At 74.6% G+C, this 21,738-nt stretch carries 16 protein-coding genes and 1 pseudogene; 13 read left to right on the plus strand and 4 right to left on the minus strand.

Annotated features, from left to right (window positions below):
- Positions 1-103: 103 nt before the first annotated feature.
- The gene (hmgA, locus tag QE401_RS23065; protein WP_475638067.1) at positions 104-2,791 is read right to left on the minus strand and encodes a homogentisate 1,2-dioxygenase; all 2,688 of its coding nucleotides are present in this window, start codon (positions 2,789-2,791) and stop codon (positions 104-106) included.
- A gap of 63 nt (positions 2,792-2,854) precedes the next feature.
- On the opposite strand from hmgA, the gene QE401_RS03025 reads away from it, so the two are divergent.
- The gene (locus tag QE401_RS03025; RefSeq protein WP_307136786.1) at positions 2,855-3,349 is read left to right on the plus strand and encodes a MarR family winged helix-turn-helix transcriptional regulator; all 495 of its coding nucleotides are present in this window, start codon (positions 2,855-2,857) and stop codon (positions 3,347-3,349) included.
- Positions 3,350-3,352: 3 nt separating this feature from the next.
- On the opposite strand, the gene QE401_RS03030 is transcribed toward QE401_RS03025, so the two are convergent.
- Both QE401_RS03030 and QE401_RS03035 read right to left on the minus strand, forming a co-directional pair.
- The gene (locus QE401_RS03030) at positions 3,353-3,772 is read right to left on the minus strand and encodes a hypothetical protein (protein WP_307136787.1); all 420 of its coding nucleotides are present in this window, start codon (positions 3,770-3,772) and stop codon (positions 3,353-3,355) included.
- A gap of 106 nt (positions 3,773-3,878) precedes the next feature.
- Positions 3,879-5,258, minus strand: coding sequence for an MFS transporter (locus QE401_RS03035; protein ID WP_307136788.1), 1,380 nt, complete (start codon positions 5,256-5,258; stop codon positions 3,879-3,881).
- A 265-nt stretch (positions 5,259-5,523) separates the two neighbouring features.
- Here QE401_RS03035 and QE401_RS03040 point away from each other — a divergent pair, with 265 nt between their 5' ends.
- From QE401_RS03040 to QE401_RS03095, 12 genes and pseudogenes are all read left to right on the plus strand, one after another.
- The gene (locus QE401_RS03040) at positions 5,524-8,406 is read left to right on the plus strand and encodes an ATP-binding protein (RefSeq protein WP_307136789.1); all 2,883 of its coding nucleotides are present in this window, start codon (positions 5,524-5,526) and stop codon (positions 8,404-8,406) included.
- Between the two features lie 117 nt (positions 8,407-8,523).
- Positions 8,524-9,273 carry an SDR family NAD(P)-dependent oxidoreductase gene (locus tag QE401_RS03045; RefSeq protein ID WP_307136790.1) on the plus strand — a complete coding sequence of 250 codons (750 nt, stop codon included), beginning with the start codon at positions 8,524-8,526 and terminating at the stop codon, positions 9,271-9,273.
- An 84-nt stretch (positions 9,274-9,357) separates the two neighbouring features.
- Positions 9,358-10,935 carry an ABC transporter substrate-binding protein gene (locus QE401_RS03050; RefSeq protein WP_307136791.1) on the plus strand — a complete coding sequence of 526 codons (1,578 nt, stop codon included), beginning with the start codon at positions 9,358-9,360 and terminating at the stop codon, positions 10,933-10,935.
- Positions 10,936-11,099: 164 nt separating this feature from the next.
- Positions 11,100-11,540: pseudogene (locus tag QE401_RS03055) on the plus strand (GntR family transcriptional regulator); the annotation flags it as partial.
- A 403-nt stretch (positions 11,541-11,943) separates the two neighbouring features.
- Positions 11,944-13,554, plus strand: a complete 1,611-nt coding sequence (locus QE401_RS03060; protein ID WP_307136792.1) for an ABC transporter substrate-binding protein — start codon at positions 11,944-11,946, stop codon at positions 13,552-13,554.
- A 32-nt stretch (positions 13,555-13,586) separates the two neighbouring features.
- Positions 13,587-14,450, plus strand: a complete 864-nt coding sequence (locus QE401_RS03065) for an alpha/beta hydrolase family protein (RefSeq protein ID WP_307136793.1) — start codon at positions 13,587-13,589, stop codon at positions 14,448-14,450.
- Positions 14,447-16,051, plus strand: coding sequence for a gamma-glutamyltransferase (gene ggt, locus QE401_RS03070; RefSeq protein ID WP_307136794.1), 1,605 nt, complete (start codon positions 14,447-14,449; stop codon positions 16,049-16,051). Before QE401_RS03065 ends, ggt begins: the two co-directional genes overlap by 4 nt.
- Before the next feature lie 145 nt (positions 16,052-16,196).
- Positions 16,197-16,541 (plus strand): Atu4866 domain-containing protein, encoded by a 345-nt coding sequence (locus QE401_RS03075; RefSeq protein WP_307136795.1) that lies wholly within the window; start codon positions 16,197-16,199, stop codon positions 16,539-16,541.
- Between the two features lie 104 nt (positions 16,542-16,645).
- Entirely contained in the window at positions 16,646-17,695 is a 1,050-nt protein-coding gene (locus tag QE401_RS03080) for a lipoate-protein ligase LplAB (RefSeq protein ID WP_307136796.1), read from the plus strand.
- Positions 17,696-17,791: 96 nt separating this feature from the next.
- The gene (locus QE401_RS03085) at positions 17,792-17,986 is read left to right on the plus strand and encodes a hypothetical protein (protein WP_307136797.1); all 195 of its coding nucleotides are present in this window, start codon (positions 17,792-17,794) and stop codon (positions 17,984-17,986) included.
- Between the two features lie 76 nt (positions 17,987-18,062).
- Complete coding sequence (locus tag QE401_RS03090) at positions 18,063-19,058, plus strand: SDR family oxidoreductase (RefSeq protein WP_307136798.1); 996 nt, start codon at positions 18,063-18,065, stop codon at positions 19,056-19,058.
- A complete protein-coding gene (locus QE401_RS03095; protein ID WP_307136799.1) occupies positions 19,058-20,950 on the plus strand; it encodes a glycoside hydrolase family 15 protein in 1,893 nt (630 codons plus the stop codon). The genes QE401_RS03090 and QE401_RS03095 overlap by 1 nt, the downstream gene beginning before the upstream one ends.
- Here the strand turns inward: QE401_RS03095 and QE401_RS03100 are convergent.
- Complete coding sequence (locus QE401_RS03100) at positions 20,922-21,689, minus strand: DeoR/GlpR family DNA-binding transcription regulator (protein WP_307136800.1); 768 nt, start codon at positions 21,687-21,689, stop codon at positions 20,922-20,924. The genes QE401_RS03095 and QE401_RS03100 overlap by 29 nt on opposite strands.
- Positions 21,690-21,738 lie beyond the last annotated feature (49 nt).

Raw genomic sequence — 21,738 nt, forward strand, 5'->3', positions numbered from 1 at the left:
ACGGACAGGGGAGGCTCCATGGCATTGTTGAGAATGATCCGCAATAGCGTCTGGCGCGGACCAGCCTCCCGCGGCCGGCCCCGGACCGGCCTTCTCCCCCGCCTCAGGCCGGGCGCACCACCCCGCGGCAGGGGCCGAAGCCGATCGGCACGAAGCCTTCCCGCTCCGCCCGCGCCGCCAGCACCACCGCGTCGCCATCCTCCAGGAAGCGGCGCGTCTCGCCGCTGGGCAGGGTGATCGGCGCGGCGCCGCCGCGTGTCATCTCCAGCAGGCTGCCCAGCCCCTCCGGCCCCGGGGTGGAGATTGTGCCGCTGCCGAACAGGTCGCCCGGATGCAGGTCGCAGCCATTGCTGCTGTGATGCGCGACCAGCTGCGCCACGGTCCAGTACATGTGCCGGGCGTCGGAGCGCGCCAGCAGCATCGGCGGCAGCCCGGCCTCGCGCATCGCGGCGCTCTGCAGCGTGACGCTGAGGCCGAGCGCCAGCGCGCCGCCCCGCTGGTCGGCCGCGTCCCACAGATGGGGCAGGGGGGCGGGGTCGCCCTCGGGGCGCGGCGGCTGGGATGCGCGGAAGGGCGCCATCGCCTCCGGCGTCACCACCCAGGGGGAGATCGTCGTGGCGAAGCTCTTGCCCAGGAAGGGGCCGAGGGGCTGGTATTCCCAGGCCTGGATGTCGCGCGCCGACCAGTCGTTCAGCAGGCAGTAGCCGGCGATGTGGTCGGCGGCCTGCGCCACGGGGATGGGCTCGCCCGGCGCATTGCCGGGGCCGATCCACAGGCCGAGCTCCAGCTCGAAATCCAGCCGCTCGCTGGGGGCGAAGCGCGGCGCGGCGTCGGACGGGGCCTTGATCTGGCCGCGCGGCCGTCGCGGATCGGCCTCTCCCACCCGCACCGAGGAGGCGCGGCCGTGATAGCCGATCGGCACATGCTTGTAGTTCGGCAGCAGCGGATTCTCCGGGCGGAACAGCCGGCCGACATTCTCGGCATGGTGCAGCCCGACATAGAAATCCGTGTAGTCGCCGATGCGCGCCGGCAGCCTCATCCTGCATTCGGCGGCCGGGCGCAGGCAAAGGCGGGCGCGCGCCTCCGCCGCGCTGCCGCGCGCCAGCAGGGCGGAGAGCGCGGTTCGCAGCGCCCGGCGCGGCGCGGCGCCGGCCGCCATGAAATCATTCAGCGTGGCGCGCGCGGCGAGGGTCGCGGCGTCGCGCGCCGCGCCCTCGAACAGCCGCGCATCGAGCGCATCACCCAGCAGCAGCAGCTGATCGCCGATGGCGACGACACCCTGCGCCGGCGCGTCGCCCGGCTGCGCCACCCCGAATGGCAGGTTCTGGATCGGGAAATCGGCATGGCCATCGGCGCCCTCGACCCAGCTGCGCAGCGCCGGGTCATGCGTCGCATCCAGCGCGGCGCTCATGCCGGGTCGCGCCGCGCCGGGTCGAAATGCCGTTCCAGCCTCTGGCCATACAGCGCGTAATCGGCCTGGAATTGCGGCGCCTCGGCGGCATAGCGGGTGACGCGCTGCGGCAGCCGCGTCTCGAACATGAAGGCCAGGGTGCCGGAGAGCTTGTGCGGCGCGAGCGTCGCGCGGCTGGCCGCCTCGAAGGCGTCGCGGTCGGGCCCGTGGCGGCAGCATCGCGTTGTGCAGCGAGAAGCCGCCAGGGGTGAAGCCGCCGCCGGTCTTGGCGTCATAGACGCCCTCGATCAGCCCCATGAACTCGCTCATGACATTCATGTGGTACCAGGGCGGGCGGAAGGTGTTCTCGGCCACCATCCAGCGCTCCGGGAAGATGACGAAATCCACATTGGCGGTGCCCGGCGTCTCGGAGGGCGCGGTGAGCACGGTGAAGATCGACGGGTCGGCATGGTCGAACAGCACCGGACCGACCGGCGAGTAGCGGCGCAGATCGTATTTGTAGGGCGCGTAATTGCCGTGCCAGGCGACGACGTCGAGCGGCGAGCGGTCGATCGCCGCGCGCCACAGCGTGCCGCCCCATTTCACCGTCAGGGTGGAGGGCGCCTCGCGATCCTCATAGGCGGCGACGGGGGTCAGGAAGTCGCGCGGATTGGCCAGGCAATTGGCGCCGATCGGCCCGCGCTCGGGCAGGGTGAAGGCGCCGCCATAATTCTCGCAGAGATAACCCCGCGCCGGCGCCTCGCCCGGCAGCTCGGCGCGCAGCTTCACCCCGCGCGGAATGACGGCGATCTCGCCCGGCGCGATGTCGATGATGCCGAATTCGGTCCAGAGCCGCAGCGCGCCCTGCTGCGGCACGAACAGCATCTCGGCATCGGCGTTATAGAAATACTCGTCCCGCATCGAGCGTGTGGCGAGATAGACATGCGCCGCCATGCCGGCCTGCGCCCCCGCATCGCCCGCCGTGGTGATGGTGCGGATGCCTTCCAGCAGCGAGATGTCTTCCGGCGGCAGCGGGATCGGATCCCAGCGCATCGGCGCCGGTGGCAGTTCCGTCTCCGTGCAGGGGGCGCTGCGCCACAGGCCGGGGTCGATCCGCTCGAACCGTCCCCAATGCGCGACGGTGGGGCGGATGCGGTAGAGCCAGCTGCGCTCATTGCTGGCGCGCGGCGCGGTGAAGGGCGAGCCGGAGAGCTGCTCGGCATAAAGCCCATAGGCGCAGCGCTGCGGCGAGTTGCGGCCGATCGGCAGGGCGCCGGGCAGCGCCTCCGTCTCGAAGCCATTGCCGAAGCCGGACATGTAGCCGGGCGAGGCCGCCGGGCCGCGCCGGCCGCCGGCCGGACCGGTATTCTGGCCGGCCTCCTGCGTCACTCCATCGGGCATCGGCTGCTCCTCCCTGTTGCGGCCTGTTCCGGCCTCGGGGATTCCTATATCGTCTCAGATGAGATGAAAAGCCGAAGCGTCACCCCTGCCCCCGATGCCGCATCCGAGGCGCTGCAACTGGAACAATTCCTGCCCTACCGCCTCTCCGTCGCGGCGGAGGCGGTGAGCAGCCTGTTCGCCAGCCGCTACCAGCAGCGTTTCGGGCTCTCCATCCCGGAATGGCGGGTGGTGGCGGTGCTGGGCCAGCAGGGCGAGGCCACCACCCAGGCGGTGATCGAGCGCACCGCGATGGACCGGGTGCGAGTCAGCCGCGCGGCGATCCGGCTGGAGGATAAGGGCCTGGTGGAGCGCCGCGCCGTGCCGGGCGACCAGCGCGCCCGCGTGCTGCGCCTGAGCCGCCGCGGCCGCGCCGTCTATGCGGAGATCGTGCCGCTGGCGCGAGCGCTGCAGGCGGCGCTGGCCACGGCGCTCAGCGCGGCCGAGCAGCAGGCGCTGGGCCGGCTGCTCGACAAGATCGGCGCCCGCACCCGTGAACTGGCGGGGGCGGCACCCGACTAGGCCTCAGCGCGGCGCCGGGGTGGCCGGGTCGCGCGGCGCGGCGCTGCCGTCGCGCGGCGGGATCACCGGCGTGGTGCCGGGGTCCGGCGCCGGGGGCGTCACCCGCATGTCACGGTCGCCGCCCGGCGGCACCGGGATCACCCCGTCGCGCGGCGCCGGCAGCGGCCGCGCCCCGCCATCCGGAAGGGTGGGGGAGGGCTCGGCCGGCGCCACCCGCTCCGGCGGCGCGCTGCCGGGGCCGGGCGGCTGCGCCGGCGTGGCGCCGCTGCCTTGCGCCAGGGCGGAGCCGGCGATGATCAGCAGGCTCAGCACCAGGAAGGCCAGCAGCGGGCTGGCCAGCGGCCCCGGCCGCCAGGGCCGCGCGCGCGTGCCCGGCGGCGCCATTCCATGCCCGGGCATGGCCCGGCCTGCGATCTCGCTCATCCCGTTCCTCCTGCCTCGCCCGGGCCCGGCGGATCCGGGCACCCAGGAGCAGAACGACAAAAGCGGCAGGAGGTTCGCGAAGCGCCTGGCCGGGGCGGCGGAATCCTCAGCCCGGCGGCGGCGGGGCGCGGCGGGCCGGCAGGCTGAGCAGCCCGGCCAGCGCCGTCGCCAGCGCCGCCAGCAGCAGCCAGGATTGGTGCAGCGCCGCCTCGGCCAGCGGCGGCGACAGGACCAGGCGCGGCAGCAGGCCGATGAAGAAGGGCAGCAGCAGCGTCGCCAGGCCGCGGGCCAGCAGCGCCAGCCCGATCGCCGCCGCGCTGCGCGCCGGCGGCACGGCCTCCAGCAGCGCCAGCAGATTGCCCGTCTCGAACAGGCCGCGCCCGGCGCCGAAGCCCAGCATGACCAGCACCAGCAGCGCCCCGGGCGTGCCGGGCGGCAGCGCGGCCAGGGCCAGGATGGCCAGGGTCAGCAGCAGCGCGCCGGCCAGCGGCAGCACGCCGCGCGGCAGCCGCCGGGCGCGCCAGCCGCCCAGCAGCGCGGCCGCGCCCCCGGCCAGCACCGCCAGCGCCACCAGCCCGCCAAGGCCGGCGGGCCGCATCTCGCTGAGGGCGAGCAGCCGGCTGATCAGCGCCACCTCCATCACCGCCAGGCCCAGCGCGCCGGACAGCAGCGCCGCCAGCGCCCAGCCCGGGCCGGGCCGCGCCAGCAGGTCGAGCGGCAGCAGCGGCACCAGGCCGCGCCGCTGGCGGCCGAGCTGCTGCCACAGCCACAGCGCCAGCGCCATGAGGCCCAGCACCAGCAGCAGCAGCGCCGCCAGCGGCCGCGCCAGGCTGAGCTGCAGCGCCGCGATCAGCAGCCCGGTGCAGAGCAGCCCCAGCAGCGCCCCCGCGCCGTCATAGGGCGGGCGCGGCGCCGCAGCCTCCGGCGGCAGCGCCTCGGGCAGGCTGAGCCAGGCCAGCAGCCAGGCCGCCAGCACCAGGATCAGGCCGGGCAGCAGCATGGCGCCGGGGCCCACCCGGTAGAGCAGCAGCCCGGACAGCCAGGGCAGCAGCAGCAGCGCCGCGGCGCCCGCCAGGCTGGCGAGGCCGAGCGCCAGGCCCAGCCGCGCCTCGGCGAGGAGCTGCCGCAGCAGGGCGAGCCCGCTGGCGGTGAGGGCGGCGAAGGCGACGCCCTGGGCCAGGCGCAGCCCGAGCAGCGGCCAGAGCGCCAGCGGCAGCACCATCGGCAGCGCCAGCAGCCCGCTGGCCGCCAGCGCCGCCAGGAAGCAGCGCCGCGCGCCGATCCGCTCGGCCAGCGCCGCCAGCGGCAGCGCCGCCAGCAGGATGCCGAGCTGGAACCCCGTGGCGAAGGCGGGCGTGGCGGCGGCCGGCAGCCCCAGGCGCTGCAGCTCCAGCGGCAGCAGGATGGAGGACAGCGCCCCCGGCAGCAGCGTGGCGGCCAGGCCGAGCAGCACGGCCAGCACGGCCTGGTTGTGGCGTTCCCGCACGGGGGACCTCTTGGGCGGTGGTGGCTCCCCCCTGCGGGCGGCGCGGCCGGGCGGTCAAGCCGGGCGCGTTCACAAGCGCGCGGCGCGGCGGCGGCACGCGGCCTTCCGGCCTGCGGCGACGCTGCAGCATCTTCCGCTTACGCATTGTTTCTGCGGTAGAATTTATGCCCCGACGGGGCATTTGCCAGGGATGCGGCCGGCGCCCTATACGGGGCGGGCAGGGCCGGAGCGGCCCTGTCACGGGGGCAGGCCAGCCGGAGGGGCGGTGGATAGCGAGGAGATCCGGTTCGGCGCCTTCACGCTGCGCCCGGGGCGGCGGCAATTGCTGCGCGGCGACACGCCGGTGCGCATCGGCCAGCGCGCCCTGGACCTGCTGATCGCGCTCGCCCGCCGCCCCGGCGAGGTGCTGGACCGCGACGCGCTGCTGCCCGCCATCTGGCCGGGCCGGCATGTCGAGGATTCCAATCTCCGCGCCCAGATGGCCGCGCTGCGCCGCGCCCTGGGGGAGGGCGAGGCCGAGGCGGAGACCGGCCATGTGCTGACCATTCCCGGCCGCGGCTACAGCTTCGTGGCCCCCCCGCCCGACGCCGCGCCGCCCGGCCCGGCCGGGCCGGTGCCGACCGCGCCGGCGCCATTCGCGCCGGCGCCGCCCGAGCTGGCGCAGCCCGACATGGCGCCGCTCGGCACCCTGCCGCTGCGGCTGCAGCCGGTGCTGGGGCGCGAGGCGGATGCGGCGCTGGTCATCGCCCGGCTGCGCGAGCGGCGCTTCGTCAGCCTGATCGGCGCCGGCGGCATCGGCAAGACGACGCTGGCGCTGAGCCTGGCCCGGCAGCTGGCGCCGGATTATGCGCAGCCGCCGCTGTTCGTCGATCTTGGCACCCTGGCCGATGGGACGCTGGCCGCCGGCCGGCTGCTGGCCGCGCTGCAGGCGGAGGCCGAGGCGCGGCCCGGCACCGCCCGCCCGGCCTCGCTGGGCGCGGCGCTGGCCGGCGCGCGCCGGCTGGTCATCCTCGACAGCTGCGAGCCGGTGATCGGCGCCGCCGCCGCCCTGGCCGAGCAGCTGCTGCAGGCGGCGCCGGCGCTGCACCTGCTGGCCACCAGCCGCGAGCCGCTGCGCGCCGAGGGCGAATGGAGCTACCGCCTGCCCTCGATGGCGGCGCCGCCGGCCGATGCGGCGCTGGGGCCGGAGGCGGCGCTGGGCTTCCCCGCCGTGGCCCTGTTCGTCGAGCGGCTGCAGGCGGCCGGCGCGGCGCCCCCGGACGCGGCCGGGCTGGCGCTGATCGCCGGCATCTGCCGCCAGCTGGACGGCATCCCGCTGGCCATCGAGCTGGCGGCGACGCGCGCCGCGCAGCTCGGCCTGGCGGCGCTGGCGGCGCGGCTGGATGACCGCTTCCGCCTGCTGATGCAGGGCCGCCGCACCGCCCTGCCGCGCCACCAGACGCTGCGCGCCACGCTGGATTGGAGCCATGAGCTGCTGAGCCCGGAGGAACAGCGCCTGCTGCGCCGCCTGGCGGTGTTCCAGGGCTGCTTCTCGCTGGAGGCGGCGCTGGCGGTGGGCGGCGGGGCCGAGGCGGCCGATCCGGCCGAGGCCGCCGCGCTGGTCGACCGGCTCGGCCTGCTGGTCGACAAATCCTTCCTCGCCCTGCAGGCGCGCCCCGGCGGCACCGCCTATCGCTGCCTCGACACCACCCGGCTCTACCTGCTGCAGAAGCTCGAGGAGGCGGGCGAGGCCGAGGCCGTGGCGCTGCGCCATGCCCGCCACTACGCCGCGCTGTTCGAGGCGGCGGAGCTGCTCTGGGCCAGCCTGCCGGTGGCCGAGGCGCGGGCACGGCTCGCCCCCGACATCGACAATCTGCGCACCGCCATCGACTGGGCGCTGGGGCGCGGCTGCCAGGTGGAGACCGGCATCGCGCTGACCCTGGCCGGGGTGCCGCTCTGGTCGGCGCTCGGCATGGTGGAGGAGGCGCGCGACCGGCTGGACACCGCCATCGCCGCCTTCCGCGGCGAGGTGGAGCAGGATCCGCGCCTGGGCATGCGGCTCTACGCCGCGCTCGGCACCATCACCGTCTTCCTCTCCGGCACGCTGGAGGCGGCCTGGGTCAACACCCTGGTCTTCGCCGAGCGGCTGGGCGATGTCGAGCACCAGCTGCGCGCGCTGAACGGGCTGGCGCTGAGCGCCATGCGGCGCGACTACCGCGAGGCGCTGGCGCATGCCCGCCGCTTCCGCGACATCGCCTGGCGCGAGGGGCAGCGCGATGACGGGCCGGTGGGCGACCGGCTGGTCGGCTACATCCTGCACATGCTGGGCGAGCAGGCGGAGGCGCGCCGGCTGACCGAGGCGATGCTGGAGCGCTACCCGCAGCGGGCGCTGCAGCCGCACCAGACCAAGCTGAATTTCTACGACCAGCGCATCCTGTCGAAGAGCACCCTGGCGCGCATCCTCTGGCTGCAGGGGGAGAGCGCCGCGGCGCTGGCCCTGGCCGATGAGACGGTGGAGGAGGCGCGGGCGCTCGGCCATCCCTTCAGCCATTTCTTCGCCCTGGCGCTGTCCGCGGCGCCGCTCGCCTATCTGGCCGGCGACACGGCGCGCGCCGCCACGGCCCGCGCCACCATTCTGGCCGAGCTGCGCCAGGTGCCCGGCTGGGTGCTGTGGGGCGAGGCCTATTGGGGTCTGGAGATGACCGGTGAGGCGGCACGGGCCGAGGAGGGGCTGGCCCTGCTGCGGCGCAGCCTGGCCGCCATGCCCGACACCGCCTTCAGCCGCCGCATCCCGGTCTTCCATGACGGGCTGGCCCGCGCCGCGCTGCGGCTCGGCCGGCCGGCGGAGGCGCTGGCCATCATCGACGCCGCGCTGGCCGATGCGCGCGGCTGCGGCGAGGCCTGGTACGAGCCGGAATATCTGCGGCTGCGCGGCGACGGCCTGGCCGCGCTGGGCGCGCCGGAGGCCGAGATCCTGGCGGCCTATGAGGCGGCGCTGGCGCTGGCCGGGGCGCAGGGCGCGCGGGCCTGGTCGCTGCGCGCCGCGACCAGCCTGGCGCGGCGTCGCCCGGCGGCGCGCGACGCGCTGGCGGCGCTGCTGGCGCGGCTGCCGCCCGGCGAGGACACGCCGGACCGGCGCGCGGCGCTGGCGCTGCTGCAGCCCGGCTGAGGCCGCGCCCGCCGCCGCCGATCGCGGCAGGAACGGCCAAGACGCCGCCCCCGCCCGGCCGCAGGCTGGTGCCCCCCCGCTGCGCCGGCAGAGGGGCAACATGGCGAGGAATGCGGCGTGTCGGTCAGCTTGATGGGCAAGGTGGCGCTGGTCACCGGCGGTTCGCGCGGCATCGGCCGGGCCACCGCCCTGGCGCTGGCGCGCGCCGGCGCGGCGGTGGCCATCAGCTACCGCGCCGATGACGTGGCCGCCGCCGGGGTGGTCGGCGCCATCGAGGCCGCCGGCGGCCGCGCCGCCGCCTTCCGCGCCGACCAGGCCTCGGCCGACCAGGTGCACCGGCTGGTGCGCGGCGTGCGCGAGCGCTTCGGCGGGCTCGACATCCTGGTCAACAACGCGGCGCATTTCGCCAGCGGCGCGGTGGACGACCCGGACAGCGACGGGCCGGCCCTGGCGGCGATGGCGGCGGTCAATCTGGGTGGCGTGACCGCCGCCATCCGCGCCGCGGCGCCGCTGATGCGGCGCGGCGGGCGCATCATCACCCTGGGCTGCGCGGTGGCCGCCCATGTCGGCGCGCCGGGGCTGGCCGACTATGCCGCCTCCCGCGCCGCGGTGGTCGGCTTCAGCAAGGGGGCGGCGCGCGATCTCGGGCCGCTCGGCATCACGGTCAATGTGGTGCAGGCGGGCCCGATCAACACCGAGCGCAACCCGGCCGATGGCCCCTTCGCCGCGCCGCAGCGCAGCGGCACCGCGCTGGGGCGCTTCGGCGAGCCGGAGGAGGTGGCGGCGGGCATCCTGTTCCTGGCCAGCCCCGCCGCCTCCTTCGTCACCGGCACGGTGCTGGCGATCGATGGCGGCTATGGCGCCTAGCGCCGTGGCCTGACCCCCGCCGCGCCGCCGCCGCGCCCCCGGGCGGGCTTGGCAGGGCGGCGGCGCCGACGCAGTTTGCGCCGCATGACCACCCTGTTGACCCGCCGCGCCCTGGCGAGCGGTGCCCTGGCCAGCGGCGCCCTGGGCGGGCTGGCGCTGGCCGCCGCCCGGCCGGCGCGCGCCGCGCCCGCCCGGCTGCGCCTCGGCCTCGCCGCCAGCCCGACCACGCTCGACCCGCATTTCCACGCCGATTCCGCCAATTTCGCGCTGCACCGCCACCTGTTCGAGGCGCTGCTGCAATGGAGCGCCGATGGCCGGCTGCTGCCCGCCCTGGCGCGCAGCTGGGCGCCGCTGCCCGGCGGCGGCTGGGCGCTGCGCATGGACCCCGCCGCCCGCTTCGCCGATGGCCGGCCGGTCACCGCGCGCGACGCCGCCGCCAGCCTGGAGCGGGCGATGACCATCCCGCACAGCCCGGCCCGCTACACCCCCTTCCTGGCCGGGCTGCGCCGGGCCGAGGCGGTCTCGGCCGAGCTGCTGCTGCTGCACACCGACGGCCCGGCGCCGCTGCTGCCGAACGGGCTGACCACCATCCTGGTGGTGCCGGCGGACACCCCCGCCACCCCCGCCGGCGCGGCGCTGCCCGGCAGCGGCCCCTACCGGCTGCGCGAATACCGCCAGGGGGAGGGCGCCTGGCTGCAGCGCCACCCCGGCTGGTGGCAGGCCGCCTCGCGCGGCCTGCCGGCCTGGGCGGAGGTGGCGCTGCACGCCATGCCGGTGGACAGCGCGCGGCTGGCGGCGCTGCTCTCGGGCGAGCTGGACCTGATCGACAATGTCCCGCCGCGCGACGCCGCGGCGCTCTCCCGCCAGGCCTCGCTGCGCCTGGCGCGGCAGGAGGGCACGCGGGTGATGTATCTGATGCTGGGCCAGCGGCCCGAGCTGGCGCCCGGCCGGCCCAACCCGCTGGCCGACCGGCGGGTGCGCCAGGCGCTGTCCCTGGCATTGGACCGCGCCGCGCTGGCACGCCAGGTGATGGATGGGGCGGCGGTGCCGACGGCGCAGATCATGCCGCCCGACCGCGCCGCCGCCGAGCCGGCGCTGCGCCCGCCCCCGCCCGACCGCGACGCCGCCCGCCGCCTGCTGCGCGAGGCCGGCTATGCGGAGGGCTTCACCCTGCCGCTGCTCGGCACCACCGACCGCTTCACCAATGACGAGCAGATCCTGCAGGCCGTGGCGCAGATGTGGCGCCAGCTCGGCATCCAGGCCGAGGTCGAGGCGCTGCCCGCCGCCGCCTTCCTGCCGCGCTTCGCCGCCGGGCGCTATGGCGCGGCGCTGTTCGGCTGGCTGACCGGGCCCGGCGAGCCGAACAGCGTCTTCACCGCGCTGCTCTGCGGCCGCGACGCGGCGCGCGGCCGTGGCGCGCTGAACGGCACGGGCTATGCCAATGCGCGGCTGGACGCGCTGGTCGACACCGCGCTGGCCAGCGCCGACAGCGCCGCCCGCCAGGCGCTGTGGCGGCAGGCGACGCGGCTGGCGCTGGCCGAGGATGTCGCCATGCTGCCGCTGTTCCACCAGGCGAGCCTCTGGGCCTCGCGCCGCGGCATCGCCTATGCGCCGCGCATCGACAGCCTGACCCTGGCGATGGATGCGCGGCCGGAGGGCTGAGCCGCCGCGTCGGGGAAGGACACGGCAGATGGAGACGGCGGCGCCCTGCGTGTAGAGAGCCGGCAGCGGCCCGCCGCCCCGCCCTCCTGTCCGGGGCGTCCGCCGGGCCGGAGGAGCCCATGCGCAGACACGACACGCCCCGCCTCGCCGCAGCCCCCGCCGCCATGCCCGCCGCGGCCCCGTCGCCCGCCGGGGAGGCGGCGCCGGAGGATCCGGTGCGGGCGCTGGAGACGGCGATCGCCGAGGATATCCATGCCGGGCTGCTGCCGCCCGGCACCTGGCTGAAGCAGATCATGCTGCAGGAGCGCTACGGCCAGAGCCGCGGCGATGTGCGCCGGGCGCTGGACCGGCTGGTGGCGCAGCGCCTGGTCGAGCACCTGCCGAACCAGGGCCACCGGGTGCAGCTGATGGACCCGGCGCGGCTGGAGGAGTTGCGCCAGGTGCGCATGGTGCTGGAGGGCGCGGCGGCGGAGCTGGTGCCGCTGCCGGTGCCGCCCGCGCCGCTGGCCCGGCTGCGCGCCCTGGCCGATGCCTTCGCCGAGGCGGCCGCGCAGCGCACCATCCTGGACCAGAACGAGGCCAACCTGGCCTTCCACGCCGCGCTGCTGGAGCTGTGCCCGAATCGCGAACTGGCCCGGCTGGTGATGGAGACGCGGCTGCGCATGCCCTCGGCGCCGCTGACGCAAATGGGCGCGGCCGGGCTGGGTGGCGGAATCGGCGCGCCAGCACCACGCCATGGTCGCGGCGCTGGAGGCGGCGGACCGCCCGGCCTTCTGCGCCCTGGTGCGCGGCCATATCCGCGCCGGCACGCCCCCCACGCCGCTGCCCGCCGCGGCCGCGCCGCGCCGCCCGCGCCGGGGCGCCGCGCCGCCGGGCTGAGCCGGGTCGATGCTCACGGGCGATTGACACCAAAATTGGTACCAGTTTTGATGCCGCTTCCGGGGCGCGCCGATGCGCGGCGGGCGGCGCGACGCGCCCCGTCTTCCCCGCAAGAGGAGTGTCCGCCCGATGTCCCGTCCCGCTCTCACCCGCCGCGGCCTCGGCCGCGCCGCGCTGGCCCTGCCGCTGCTCGCCGGCCCGGCCTGGCTGTCCGAGGCGCTGGCGCAGGCGGGGGGCGGCCAGGGCGGGCGGCTGCGGGTCGGCATGGCCGCGCCCAACACCACGCTGGACCCGCATTTCCAGAGCAACGCGCCGAACAACGCGGTGGCCAGCCACATCTTCGACGCGCTGGTGACCAATGACCCGGCCTCGCGCTCGCAGCCCGGCCTGGCCGAGAGCTGGCGCACCGAGGGCGATACGCGCTGGATCCTGACGCTGCGCCAGGGCGTGCGCTTCAGCGATGGCAGCCCCTTCACCGCCGAGGACGCGATGGTCTCGCTGAAGCGGGCCAACGACCTGCCCAGCACCGCCTCCTTCCGCACCTACACGCGCAGCATCAAGGCGATGTCGGCCCCCGATCCGCACACGCTGGTGCTGGAGACCGATGGCCCCGACCCGCTGCTGCCGAATTCGCTGAGCCGCATCCGCATCATCAGCGCGAAGCAGGCGGAAGCCACGACGGCGCAGTTCAACGATGGCAGCGCCGCCATCGGCACCGGCCCCTTCATCTTGCGCGAATACATCCCCGGCAACCGCATCCGCCTCGCGCGCAACCCGCATTGGTGGGGCGGCGCCCTGCCCTGGGAGGAGGTGATCCTGGTGCCGGCCACCGATGATGGCGGGCGGCTGGCCTCGCTGCTCTCGGGCGATCTCGACATCATCGAGGCGGTGCCGTCGCAGAGCAGCGCGCGGGTCAAGGCCAATCCGCGCTTCCAGCTGATCCGCGGCATCTCCGGCCGCGTCGTCTATCTGGCGCTGGACCAGGCGCGCGACGTCACCCCCTTCATCACCGACCGAGCCGGCCGCCCGCTGGAGCGCAACCCGCTGAAGGACATCCGGGTGCGGCAGGCGCTGAACCTGGCGATCAGCCGCCAGGCGCTGGTCGAGCGGGTGATGGAGGGCGATGCCGTCGCCGCCTCCCAGTTCCTGCCGAAGGGTGGCGCCGGCACCTCGGATGCGCTGGAGGTGCCCGCCTATGATCCCAACCGCGCCCGCGCCCTGCTGGCCGAGGCCGGCTATCCGGACGGGTTCCGCATGGTGGTGCACGGGCCGAATGACCGCTACGTCAACGACGCCAAGATCGTGCAGGGCATCGCGCAGATGTTCACCCGCATCGGCATCGAGGCCCAGGCCGATGTCATGCCCTGGTCGGTCTATTCCGGCCGCAGCTCCCGCGCGGATTTCAGCCTCTCCCTGGTCTCCTGGGGGGTGAACACCGGCGAGACCTCGAACCCGCTGAAGGCGATCCTCGCGACCTATGACCGCGCCGCCGGCATGGGCGCCAGCAACACCGGCCGCTACAGCAATCCGGAGCTGGACCGCCGCCTGCAGCAGGCGCTGCGCACCATGGACGACAGCGCCCGCAACGCGCTGCTGGCCGAGGCCTGCGAGATCGGCTTCCGCGACCAGGCCATCCTGCCGCTGCACCATGAGGTCTCGGTCTGGGCGGCGCGCCAGGGCCTGACCTATGCGACGCGCGCCGACCAGTACACCCTTGCCATGGGCGTGGGCCAGGGCTGAGCCCGGGCCGACGCCGCACCAGGACCAGCCGCATGACCGACGCCCCGGCCACCGCCGAAGCCACCGCGCGCGCCCGCGCCATCTATGATCTCGGCCCCACCGTCATCTTCTCCTGCAAGGCGGATCCGCGCTTCCAGTACTGCCTCTATGTGCCGCCGCAGGTGGGCAAGGGGGCGAAGGTGGATCTGCTGGTGGCGGTGCATGGCACCGGCCGCACCTCCTTCCTCGATTTCCGCGACGGCTTCTCGGAGTTCGGGCGCTGGAACGATGTCGCCATCCTCTGCCCGATCTTCCCGGTCGGCGTGCGCGGCGATGGCGCGCGCAGCGGCTACAAATACATGCAGGAGGGCGAGATCCGCTACGATCTGCTGCTGCTGCAGATGGTCGAGGAAGTGGCGGAAAAATACGGCCAGGACTGGTCGCGCTTCGCCATGTTCGGCTTCTCCGGCGGCGGGCATTTCACGCATCGCTTCGCCATCCTGCACCCGCAGAAACTCTGGGCGGCCAGCATCGGCGCGCCGGGCTCGGTGACGCTGCTCGACCCGGCGCGCGACTGGTGGGTCGGCATCCGCGACATCGGCGCGCGCTTCGGCATCGACTTCAATGCTGCTGCATTGGCGCAGGTGCCGGTGCAGATGGTGGTGGGCGATGCCGATCTCGAGACCTGGGAGATCACCCACAAGCCCGGCGGCACCTACTGGATGGAAGGCGCCAATGATGCCGGCCGCACCAGGCCTGAGCGGCTGGCGACACTCGCAGAATCCTTCCGCCAGGCGGGGGTGTCGGTGCAGCTCGACCTGGTGCCGGGCGTGTCGCATGACCGCATCAAGGTGCTCGACCGGGTGAAGGACTTTCTGGCCGATGTGCTGGCCCGGCGCCGGGGCCAGGCGGCATGAAGGGCATGATCGTCGCGCCGCAGCCCGAGGCGGCGGAGGCCGGCGCCGCGGTGCTGAAGCGCGGCGGCAATGCGGTGGACGCCGCCATCGCCGCCGCCTTCGTGCAGGGCGTGGTCGACCCGCTGATGTGCGGCATTGGCGGCTTCGGCTCCATGCAGGTCTATATGCCGAAGCGCAACCGGCACGAGATCCTGGAATTCTACGCCCGCGCCCCGCTGGCGGCGACGCCCGATATGTGGCTGGACCGGCTGCGCGGCCAGTCGCGCGACGGCTTCGCCTTCCTGCTGGAGGGCGGCATCAGCGAGCAGGGGCATCTGGCCGTCTGCACGCCCGGCAATGTGCGCGGCTATGCCGAGGCGCTGTCGCGCTACGGCACCATCGGCTGGGAGGAGGCGATGGCGCCGGCCATCGCCGAGGCGCGACGCGGCGTCATGGTGCGGCCGCATATGCACTGGTTCTGGACGCAGGATCAGGCCGCCAGCGGCCAGGTCAACACCGCCGACAAGCTGCGCCTGACCGCGACCGGCCGGCGCGTTTTTTTCCGTGAGGATGGCAGCCCGAAGCGTCCCGGCGACATCCTCCACAACCCCGACCTGACCCGCACGCTGGAGCGTCTGGCGAAGGGCGGGCCGGAGCTGTTCTACCAGGGCGAGCTGGCCGAGGAGATCGAGGCCGATTTCATCGCCCAGGGCGGGCTGCTGCGCGCCGAGGATCTGGCGGCCTATCGCCTCTCCGTCGCCGCGCCCATCTGGGGCGAGTATCGCGGCCACCGCATCGCCACCAGCCCGCCGCCGGCCAGCGGCCTGTCCATGCTGCAGATCCTGCAGATGCTGGAGCATTTCGACCTCGGCGCGCTGGAGCACAATGGGGTGGAGCATGTGCGGCTGCTGGCGGAAGCCATGAAGCGCATGACGCTCGACAAGGACCGCCATATGGGCGACCCGGATTATGTCGAGGTGCCGGTCGAACGCCTGCTGTCGAAGGAGTATGCCGCCGAGCAGGCCGAGGCGATCCGCCGCGGCGAGCGCGCGGTGGTCAGGCGCCTCGACCGCTCGCAGCGGGAGACGACGCATCTCTCCGTGGTGGATGGGGAGGGCAATGCGGTCGCGATGACGCACACGCTGGGCAGCCCGTCGGGCGCCATCACCGAGGGGCTCGGCTTCATCTACAACGGCACGATGAGCCGCTTCGACCCGCGCCCGGGCCGCGCCGCCTCGATCGCGCCGGGCAAGCGCCGCGCCAGCTCCGCCGCCCCCACCATCGTTTTCAGGGACGACAAGCCGCTGATCGTGATCGGCGCGCCGGGCGGCAGCTACATCGCGCCCGCGGTGGCCCAGGGCATCATGAACGTCATCGATTTCGGCATGTCGATGACCGAGGCCGTGGCGGCGCCGCGCATCGTCGCCGTCTCCGACAGCATCGATGTCTCGAACCGCGTGCAGCGTTCCGTCACCGACGCGCTGCAGGCCGAGGGCTATGACGTCAAGCGCTCCTGGCAGAGCTACGCCTTCGCGGCGCTGCACGGCATCCTGCTGCGCGATGGCGTGCCGCAGGGCGGCGCCGACCCGCAGCGCGACGGCATGGCGCTGGCGGTGCGCTGAAGGCGCGTCCGGGCCGGCTGGTTAGCGCTGCTAACCAGTGCGTCCAGGCCTGGCGGGCTGCCGCCGCGGCGGCGAAGGGGCCAGATGGGCAGGCATCCGCAATCGCGGGGCCGGCCCGGCCCCGCCAGCCCGAAAGGTCCGAATCATGGCCCAGACCAAGCTCCGCCGCCCCCTGCTGGTCGGCCTGACGGCAATGGCCGCCGGCCTGGCCGAACCCGTCGCCGCCCAGCCTGGAACGGCCCAACCCGCCGCGCCGCACCCCTATGTCGGCATGTGGGTGACGCAGGACAATCGCGTGCGGCACGAGCTGCTGCCCGACAACCGCTATGTCGAGGCGCGCGGCCAGCGCGAGGCCGCCTATCGCGGCCGCTACGAGGTGCGCGGCGACGAGATCTTCTACTGGGACGACACCGGCTTCACCGCCGATGGCCGCTTCATCGACGGCGTGCTGCATCATGGCGGCATGATCCTCTACCGCCGCACCCCCTGACCCGCGGCGCGAGCGGGGCGCTGCCCTGGCCAGGCCAGCGCCCCGCCGGCTATCCTGGGGGGCGCGCCGCCGCCGGGGGGGCGCCCAGAGACAGGTCCGCGCCGATGCATGGCGAATACAAGGTTCAGGGCGGCAAGCTCGTCACCGTCGATGTCGAGGTCGAGGGCGGCATCATCCGCCAGGCGCAGATCGCCGGCGATTTCTTCCTGGAGCCGGCCGAGGCGCTGGACGACATCCGCGCCGCCATCGAGGGGCTGCCGGCAGATGCCAGTTCCGAGGCCATCGCCGCCGCCATCCGCGCGAAGCTGCGCCCCGATGCGGCGCTGATCGGCTTCAGCGCCGAGGCGGTGGCCATGGCGGTGCGCCGCGCGCTCGGCATGAGCAATTCCTGGCGCGACCATGACTGGCAGATCATCGAGACGCCGCCGCTCGCCCCCGCCCTGCATCTGGCGCTGGACGAGGTGCTGGCGCGCGAGGTGGCTTCCGGCCGCCGCGCGCCCACGCTGCGCTTCTGGGAATGGCAGCGCCCGGCCATCATCATCGGCGCCTTCCAGTCGCTGCGCAACGAGGTGGACCTGGCCGCCGCCGCGCAATTCGGCATCGAGACGGTGCGCCGCGTCACCGGCGGCGGCGCCATGCTGGCCGAGCCGGGCAACAGTGTCACCTATTCGCTCTACGCGCCGGGCGCGCTGGTGCGCGACCTGACCTTCGCCGATTCCTACGCCTTCCTCGATTCCTGGGTGCTGCAGGCGCTGATCTCGCTCGGCATCGACGCCGTCTACAAGCCGCTGAACGACATCTCCAGCAGCAAGGGCAAGATCGGCGGCGCGGCGCAGAAGCGCTATTCGGCCGGCACCGTGCTGCACCATGTGACCATGGCCTATGACATGGACGCGGAGAAGATGGTGCAGGTGCTGCGCATCGGCCGCGAGAAGCTCAGCGACAAGGGCACCACCAGCGCGGTGAAGCGCGTCGACCCGCTGCGCAGCCAGACCGGCCTGCCGCGCGAGGAGATCATCCGCCGCATGCGCGAGACCTTCGTCGCGCTGCATGGCGGCACCGCCGGCCAGATCACGCCCGGGGAATGGGCCGCGGCCGAGACCCTGGCGGCGGAGAAATTCTCGTCCGAGGCCTGGCTGCGCCACGTGCCCTGACGCGCCGCGGCAGGCGGGCCGGGAACCCGGCACGGGGTCAGGCGGTATAGGCTGGGTGCGGCCGGCCTCGGCCGCCCTGCCCAGTGGAGGAGCCCGATGCGCGCCAACGCCCCCGGACCGAGCCATGAGGCGCTGCGGCGCCGCGCCCAGGCGATCCTGGACGGTGCCGAGGACCCGATGCTGGACCTGTTCCCCGAGGATCGGGCGAAGGTGATGGAGGAGCTGCGCCGGCTGCGCCAGCAGGCCGCCGAGCCCGGCCCGCCGGAACCGGTGCCCGGGCTGCGCCTCTAGCCGCAGCCGGCACGGGAGGCCGCAACCCCGGCTGCGGCGCAACATTAAATCCCCGTAAGTTTTGGAGGCGGGGCGCATGGCGGTGCAGGGATCGGTGGTGGTGGTGACGGGCGCCTCGGCCGGGGTGGGGCGGGCGACCGCGCTGCGCCTGGCGCGGCAGGGCTGGCGGGTCGGGCTGATCGCCCGCGACGCCGCGGCGCTGCGGGCGCTGGCGGCCGAGATCCGCGCCGCCGGCGGCCGGGCCCTGCCGCTGCGCTGCGATGTGGCGGAGGCCGAGGCGGTGTTCGCCGCCGCCGCGCAGGCCGAGCGCGAACTGGGCCCGATCGAGGCCTGGGTGAACAACGCCATGGTCACCGTCTTCGCGCCGGTCGCCGACCTCACCCCGGAGGAATTCCGCCGCGTCACCGAGGTCACCTATCTCGGCACGGTGCATGGCAGCATGGCGGCGCTGCGCCATATGCGCCCGCGCGGGCGGGGCGTGCTGTTGCAGGTGGGCTCGGCCCTGGCCTATCGCGGCATCCCGCTGCAGAGCGCCTATTGCGGCGCCAAGCACGCCATTGTCGGCTTCACCGATTCCCTGCGCACCGAGCTGCGCCATGAGGGCAGCGCCATCGCGGTGACCGAGGTGCATCTGCCGGCGGTGAACACGCCGCAATTCGGCTGGGCGCGCACCACCTTGCCGCGCGCCCCGCGCCCGGCCGGCGGCACGGTCACCCCCGACACCGCGGCCCGCGCCATTGCCGCCGCCCTGCGCCGCCCCGTGCGGGAGGTCTGGCTGGGCGGCTCCAGCCTGGTCGCCATCCTCGGCAACATGCTGGCCCCCGTGCTGGCCGACCGGCATCTGGGCCGCAACGGGGTGCGGGGGCAGATGGATGACCGCCCGCTGGACCGGCCGGCGGAGGGCAATCTCTTCGCGCCGGTGCCCGGGCGGCACCGCAGCGAGGGCGAGTATCCCGGGCGCGACGGCGCGCTGCGCCTCTCCGGCCAGGCGGCGCGGCTCGGCGCGGCGGGGCTCGGCCTGGCGGCGGCCGGGCTGGCGGGCTGGCTGCTCGGCCGCGCGGGGCCGCGCTGATGCCGGGGCAGGGCGGCTTCGACCTGCCGGCGGTGCCGGATCTCGACCCGGCGCGCCGCGACTACCGGCCCATCGCCGAATACGGCTTCATCGGCGACGGCCATGGCAGCGCGCTGATCGCCGCCGATGGCTCGATCGACTGGGCCTGCCTGGAGCGCTTCGACGCGCCGCCGATCTTCTCCCGCCTGCTCGACCGCCGGCGCGGCGGTTTCTTCCAGATCCGCCCGGCGGCATCCTGCCGGGTGGAGCGCCGCTATGCCGAGGCCACCAAGACGCTGGAGACCCGCTTCACCACGCCCGGCGGCGCCGTGCTGCTGCGCGACGCGCTGGTGCATGGGCCGGAGGCGGAGGGGTTCGACCGGCTGTTCCGCGGCCTGCTGGGGCTGCGCGGCGAGGTCGTGCTGCTGCTGCGCTACCAGCCGCTGCGCGGCTTCGCGACCGAATTCCCGGCGCTGTCGGCCGGTGCCGGCCCGGTCGCCATGGCGGGCGGCCCCTGGCTGCACGGCGCCGCCGGGTGGCAGCCGGACGGGCAGGGGCTGGTCGCCACGCTGCGCCTGGCCTCGGGCGGCCAGCAGGATTTCGTCCTCACCCCGCAGGCGGAGGACCGGCCGGAGTGCTTCGCCGCGCTGCAGGCGGAGTCCGAGGCGCGCTGGCATGGCTGGAGCCGCCAGGGCCGCTACACCGGGCGGTGGGAGGCGATGGTGCGCCGCTCCGCCATGGTGCTGAAGGCGCTGACCTATCGGCCCACCGGCGCGCTGGTGGCGGCGCCCACCACCTCGCTGCCCGAGGAAATCGGCGGGGTGCGCAACTGGGATTATCGCTATTGCTGGCTGCGCGATGCCTGCCTGTCCTTCTACGCGCTGAAGAAATACGGGCAGCTGCAGGAGGCGGAGGCGTTTCTCGGCTTCATCCGCCGCCTGCCGCACCGGCCCGGCCAGCCGCTGCCGCCGCTCTTCGACCTCGAGGGCCGCACCGAGCTGGCCGAGGCGGAGATCGCGCATTTCGAGGGCTATCGCGGCAGCCGCCCCGTGCGCACCGGCAACGAGGCCGCCCAGCAGCACCAATACGACGTCTATGGCCAGGTGCTGGACCTGTTGCATCTGCACCGGGCGCTGGGCGGCGAGCTGGACGCGGCGCTGACCGGCATCGGCACCAGCATGGCCGATCTGGTGGCCGCCAGCTGGCGCGAGCCGGATGCCGGGCTGTGGGAGCCGCGCCTCGAGCCGCAGCGCTATGTGCATGCGGCGATGATGAACTGGGTGGCGCTGGACCGCGCCATCCGCCTGTTCGGCGACCGGCCGCACTGGGTGGCCGAGCGCGACGCCATCCTTGAGGCGGTGCGCAGCCAGGGCGTGCATCGCGAGGGCCACCTGACCCAGGTGATGGGCGGCGAGGCGGTGGATGCCGCGCTGCTGCTGGCGCCGATGCTGGGCTTCCCGCTCGGCCGCGCTGTGCTGGCCCGCACGGTGGACCGGGTGATCGCCGAGCTGGGCGAGGGCCCGCTGGTCCATCGCTACCGGCATGAGGACGGCCTGCCGGGGCAGGAGGGCAGTTTTGTGCTGTGCGCCTTCTGGCTGGTCGATGCGCTGCTGGTGCTCGACCGGGTCGAGGAGGCGCGGGGGCGGTTCGACGCGCTGCTGGCCATGGCCAACGACCTCGGCCTCTATGCCGAGGAGATGGATGCGGATGGCAGCTTCCTCGGCAATTTCCCGCAGGCCTTCAGCCATCTCGGCCTGATCCACAGCGCCCTGCTGATGGATCTGTACGAGGAAGGCGGCAGCGCGGCGCTGCGCGGCAGCTATGCCGACCGCGCCCTGCGCGAGACCGCACGGCGCCGCACCGCCGCCCGTGGCGGCCCGGCGCTCAGCCCTGCGCCACCAGCACCTCGGTGATGCCGGCCTGGCGGAAGCTCTCCGCCATCTCGCCGCCCTGGCTGTCGGTGACCAGGGTGTGGACGCCGCTGCAGCCACAGATCTGCAGCCGGCTGACGCGGCCGAGCTTGGCATGGTCGGCCAGCAGCACGGGGCGGCGGCTGCGCTGCAGCATCAGCCGCGCGATCTCCGCCTCGGCCTGCATGAAATTGGTCGCGCCCTCCCGCGGGTCGAGCCCGACCGGCGAGACGAAGGCCAGGTCGACATGGTAGCGCGCCAGCTCGGCCATGGTGGCCTCGCCGCAGAGGCCCGGCATCTCGGCGCTCAGCACGCCGCCCACCAGCCGCGTCAGCGCTGTTCCGGGCCGGCCGCGCAGCGCCTGCGCCACCTCCAGCGAATTGGTGATCACGGTCAGCTCCGGTATCGGCCGCAGCGCGGCGGCCAGCAGGGCGGTGGTGCTGCCGGCATCGATGAAGCAGCTCTGCCCCGGGCGTGGCAGGGCCGCGGCGGCGCGGGCGATCGCCTCCTTCTCGGCGCGGCGCTGCTGCAGCCGGTGCGCCAGTGGCGGCTCCGGCTGCGCCTCGACCAGCACGGCGCCGCCATGCACGCGGCGCAGTAGCCCCGCCTGCTCCAGCTCCACCAGGTCGCGCCGCACCGTCTCGCGCGAGACGGCGAGTTCCTGCGCCAGCAGATCGGCCGAGAGCTGCCGCTGCGCGCGCAGCCGCTCGACGATCAGGCGATGCCGTTCCTGGGACCACATGGCCGGAGCTTTGCCGTCCGGCCGGGCGGCCCGCAAGCCGCATTTTGCG

The organism is Pseudoroseomonas cervicalis (assembly GCF_030818485.1).
Lineage (GTDB): Bacteria > Pseudomonadota > Alphaproteobacteria > Acetobacterales > Acetobacteraceae > Pseudoroseomonas > Pseudoroseomonas cervicalis_A.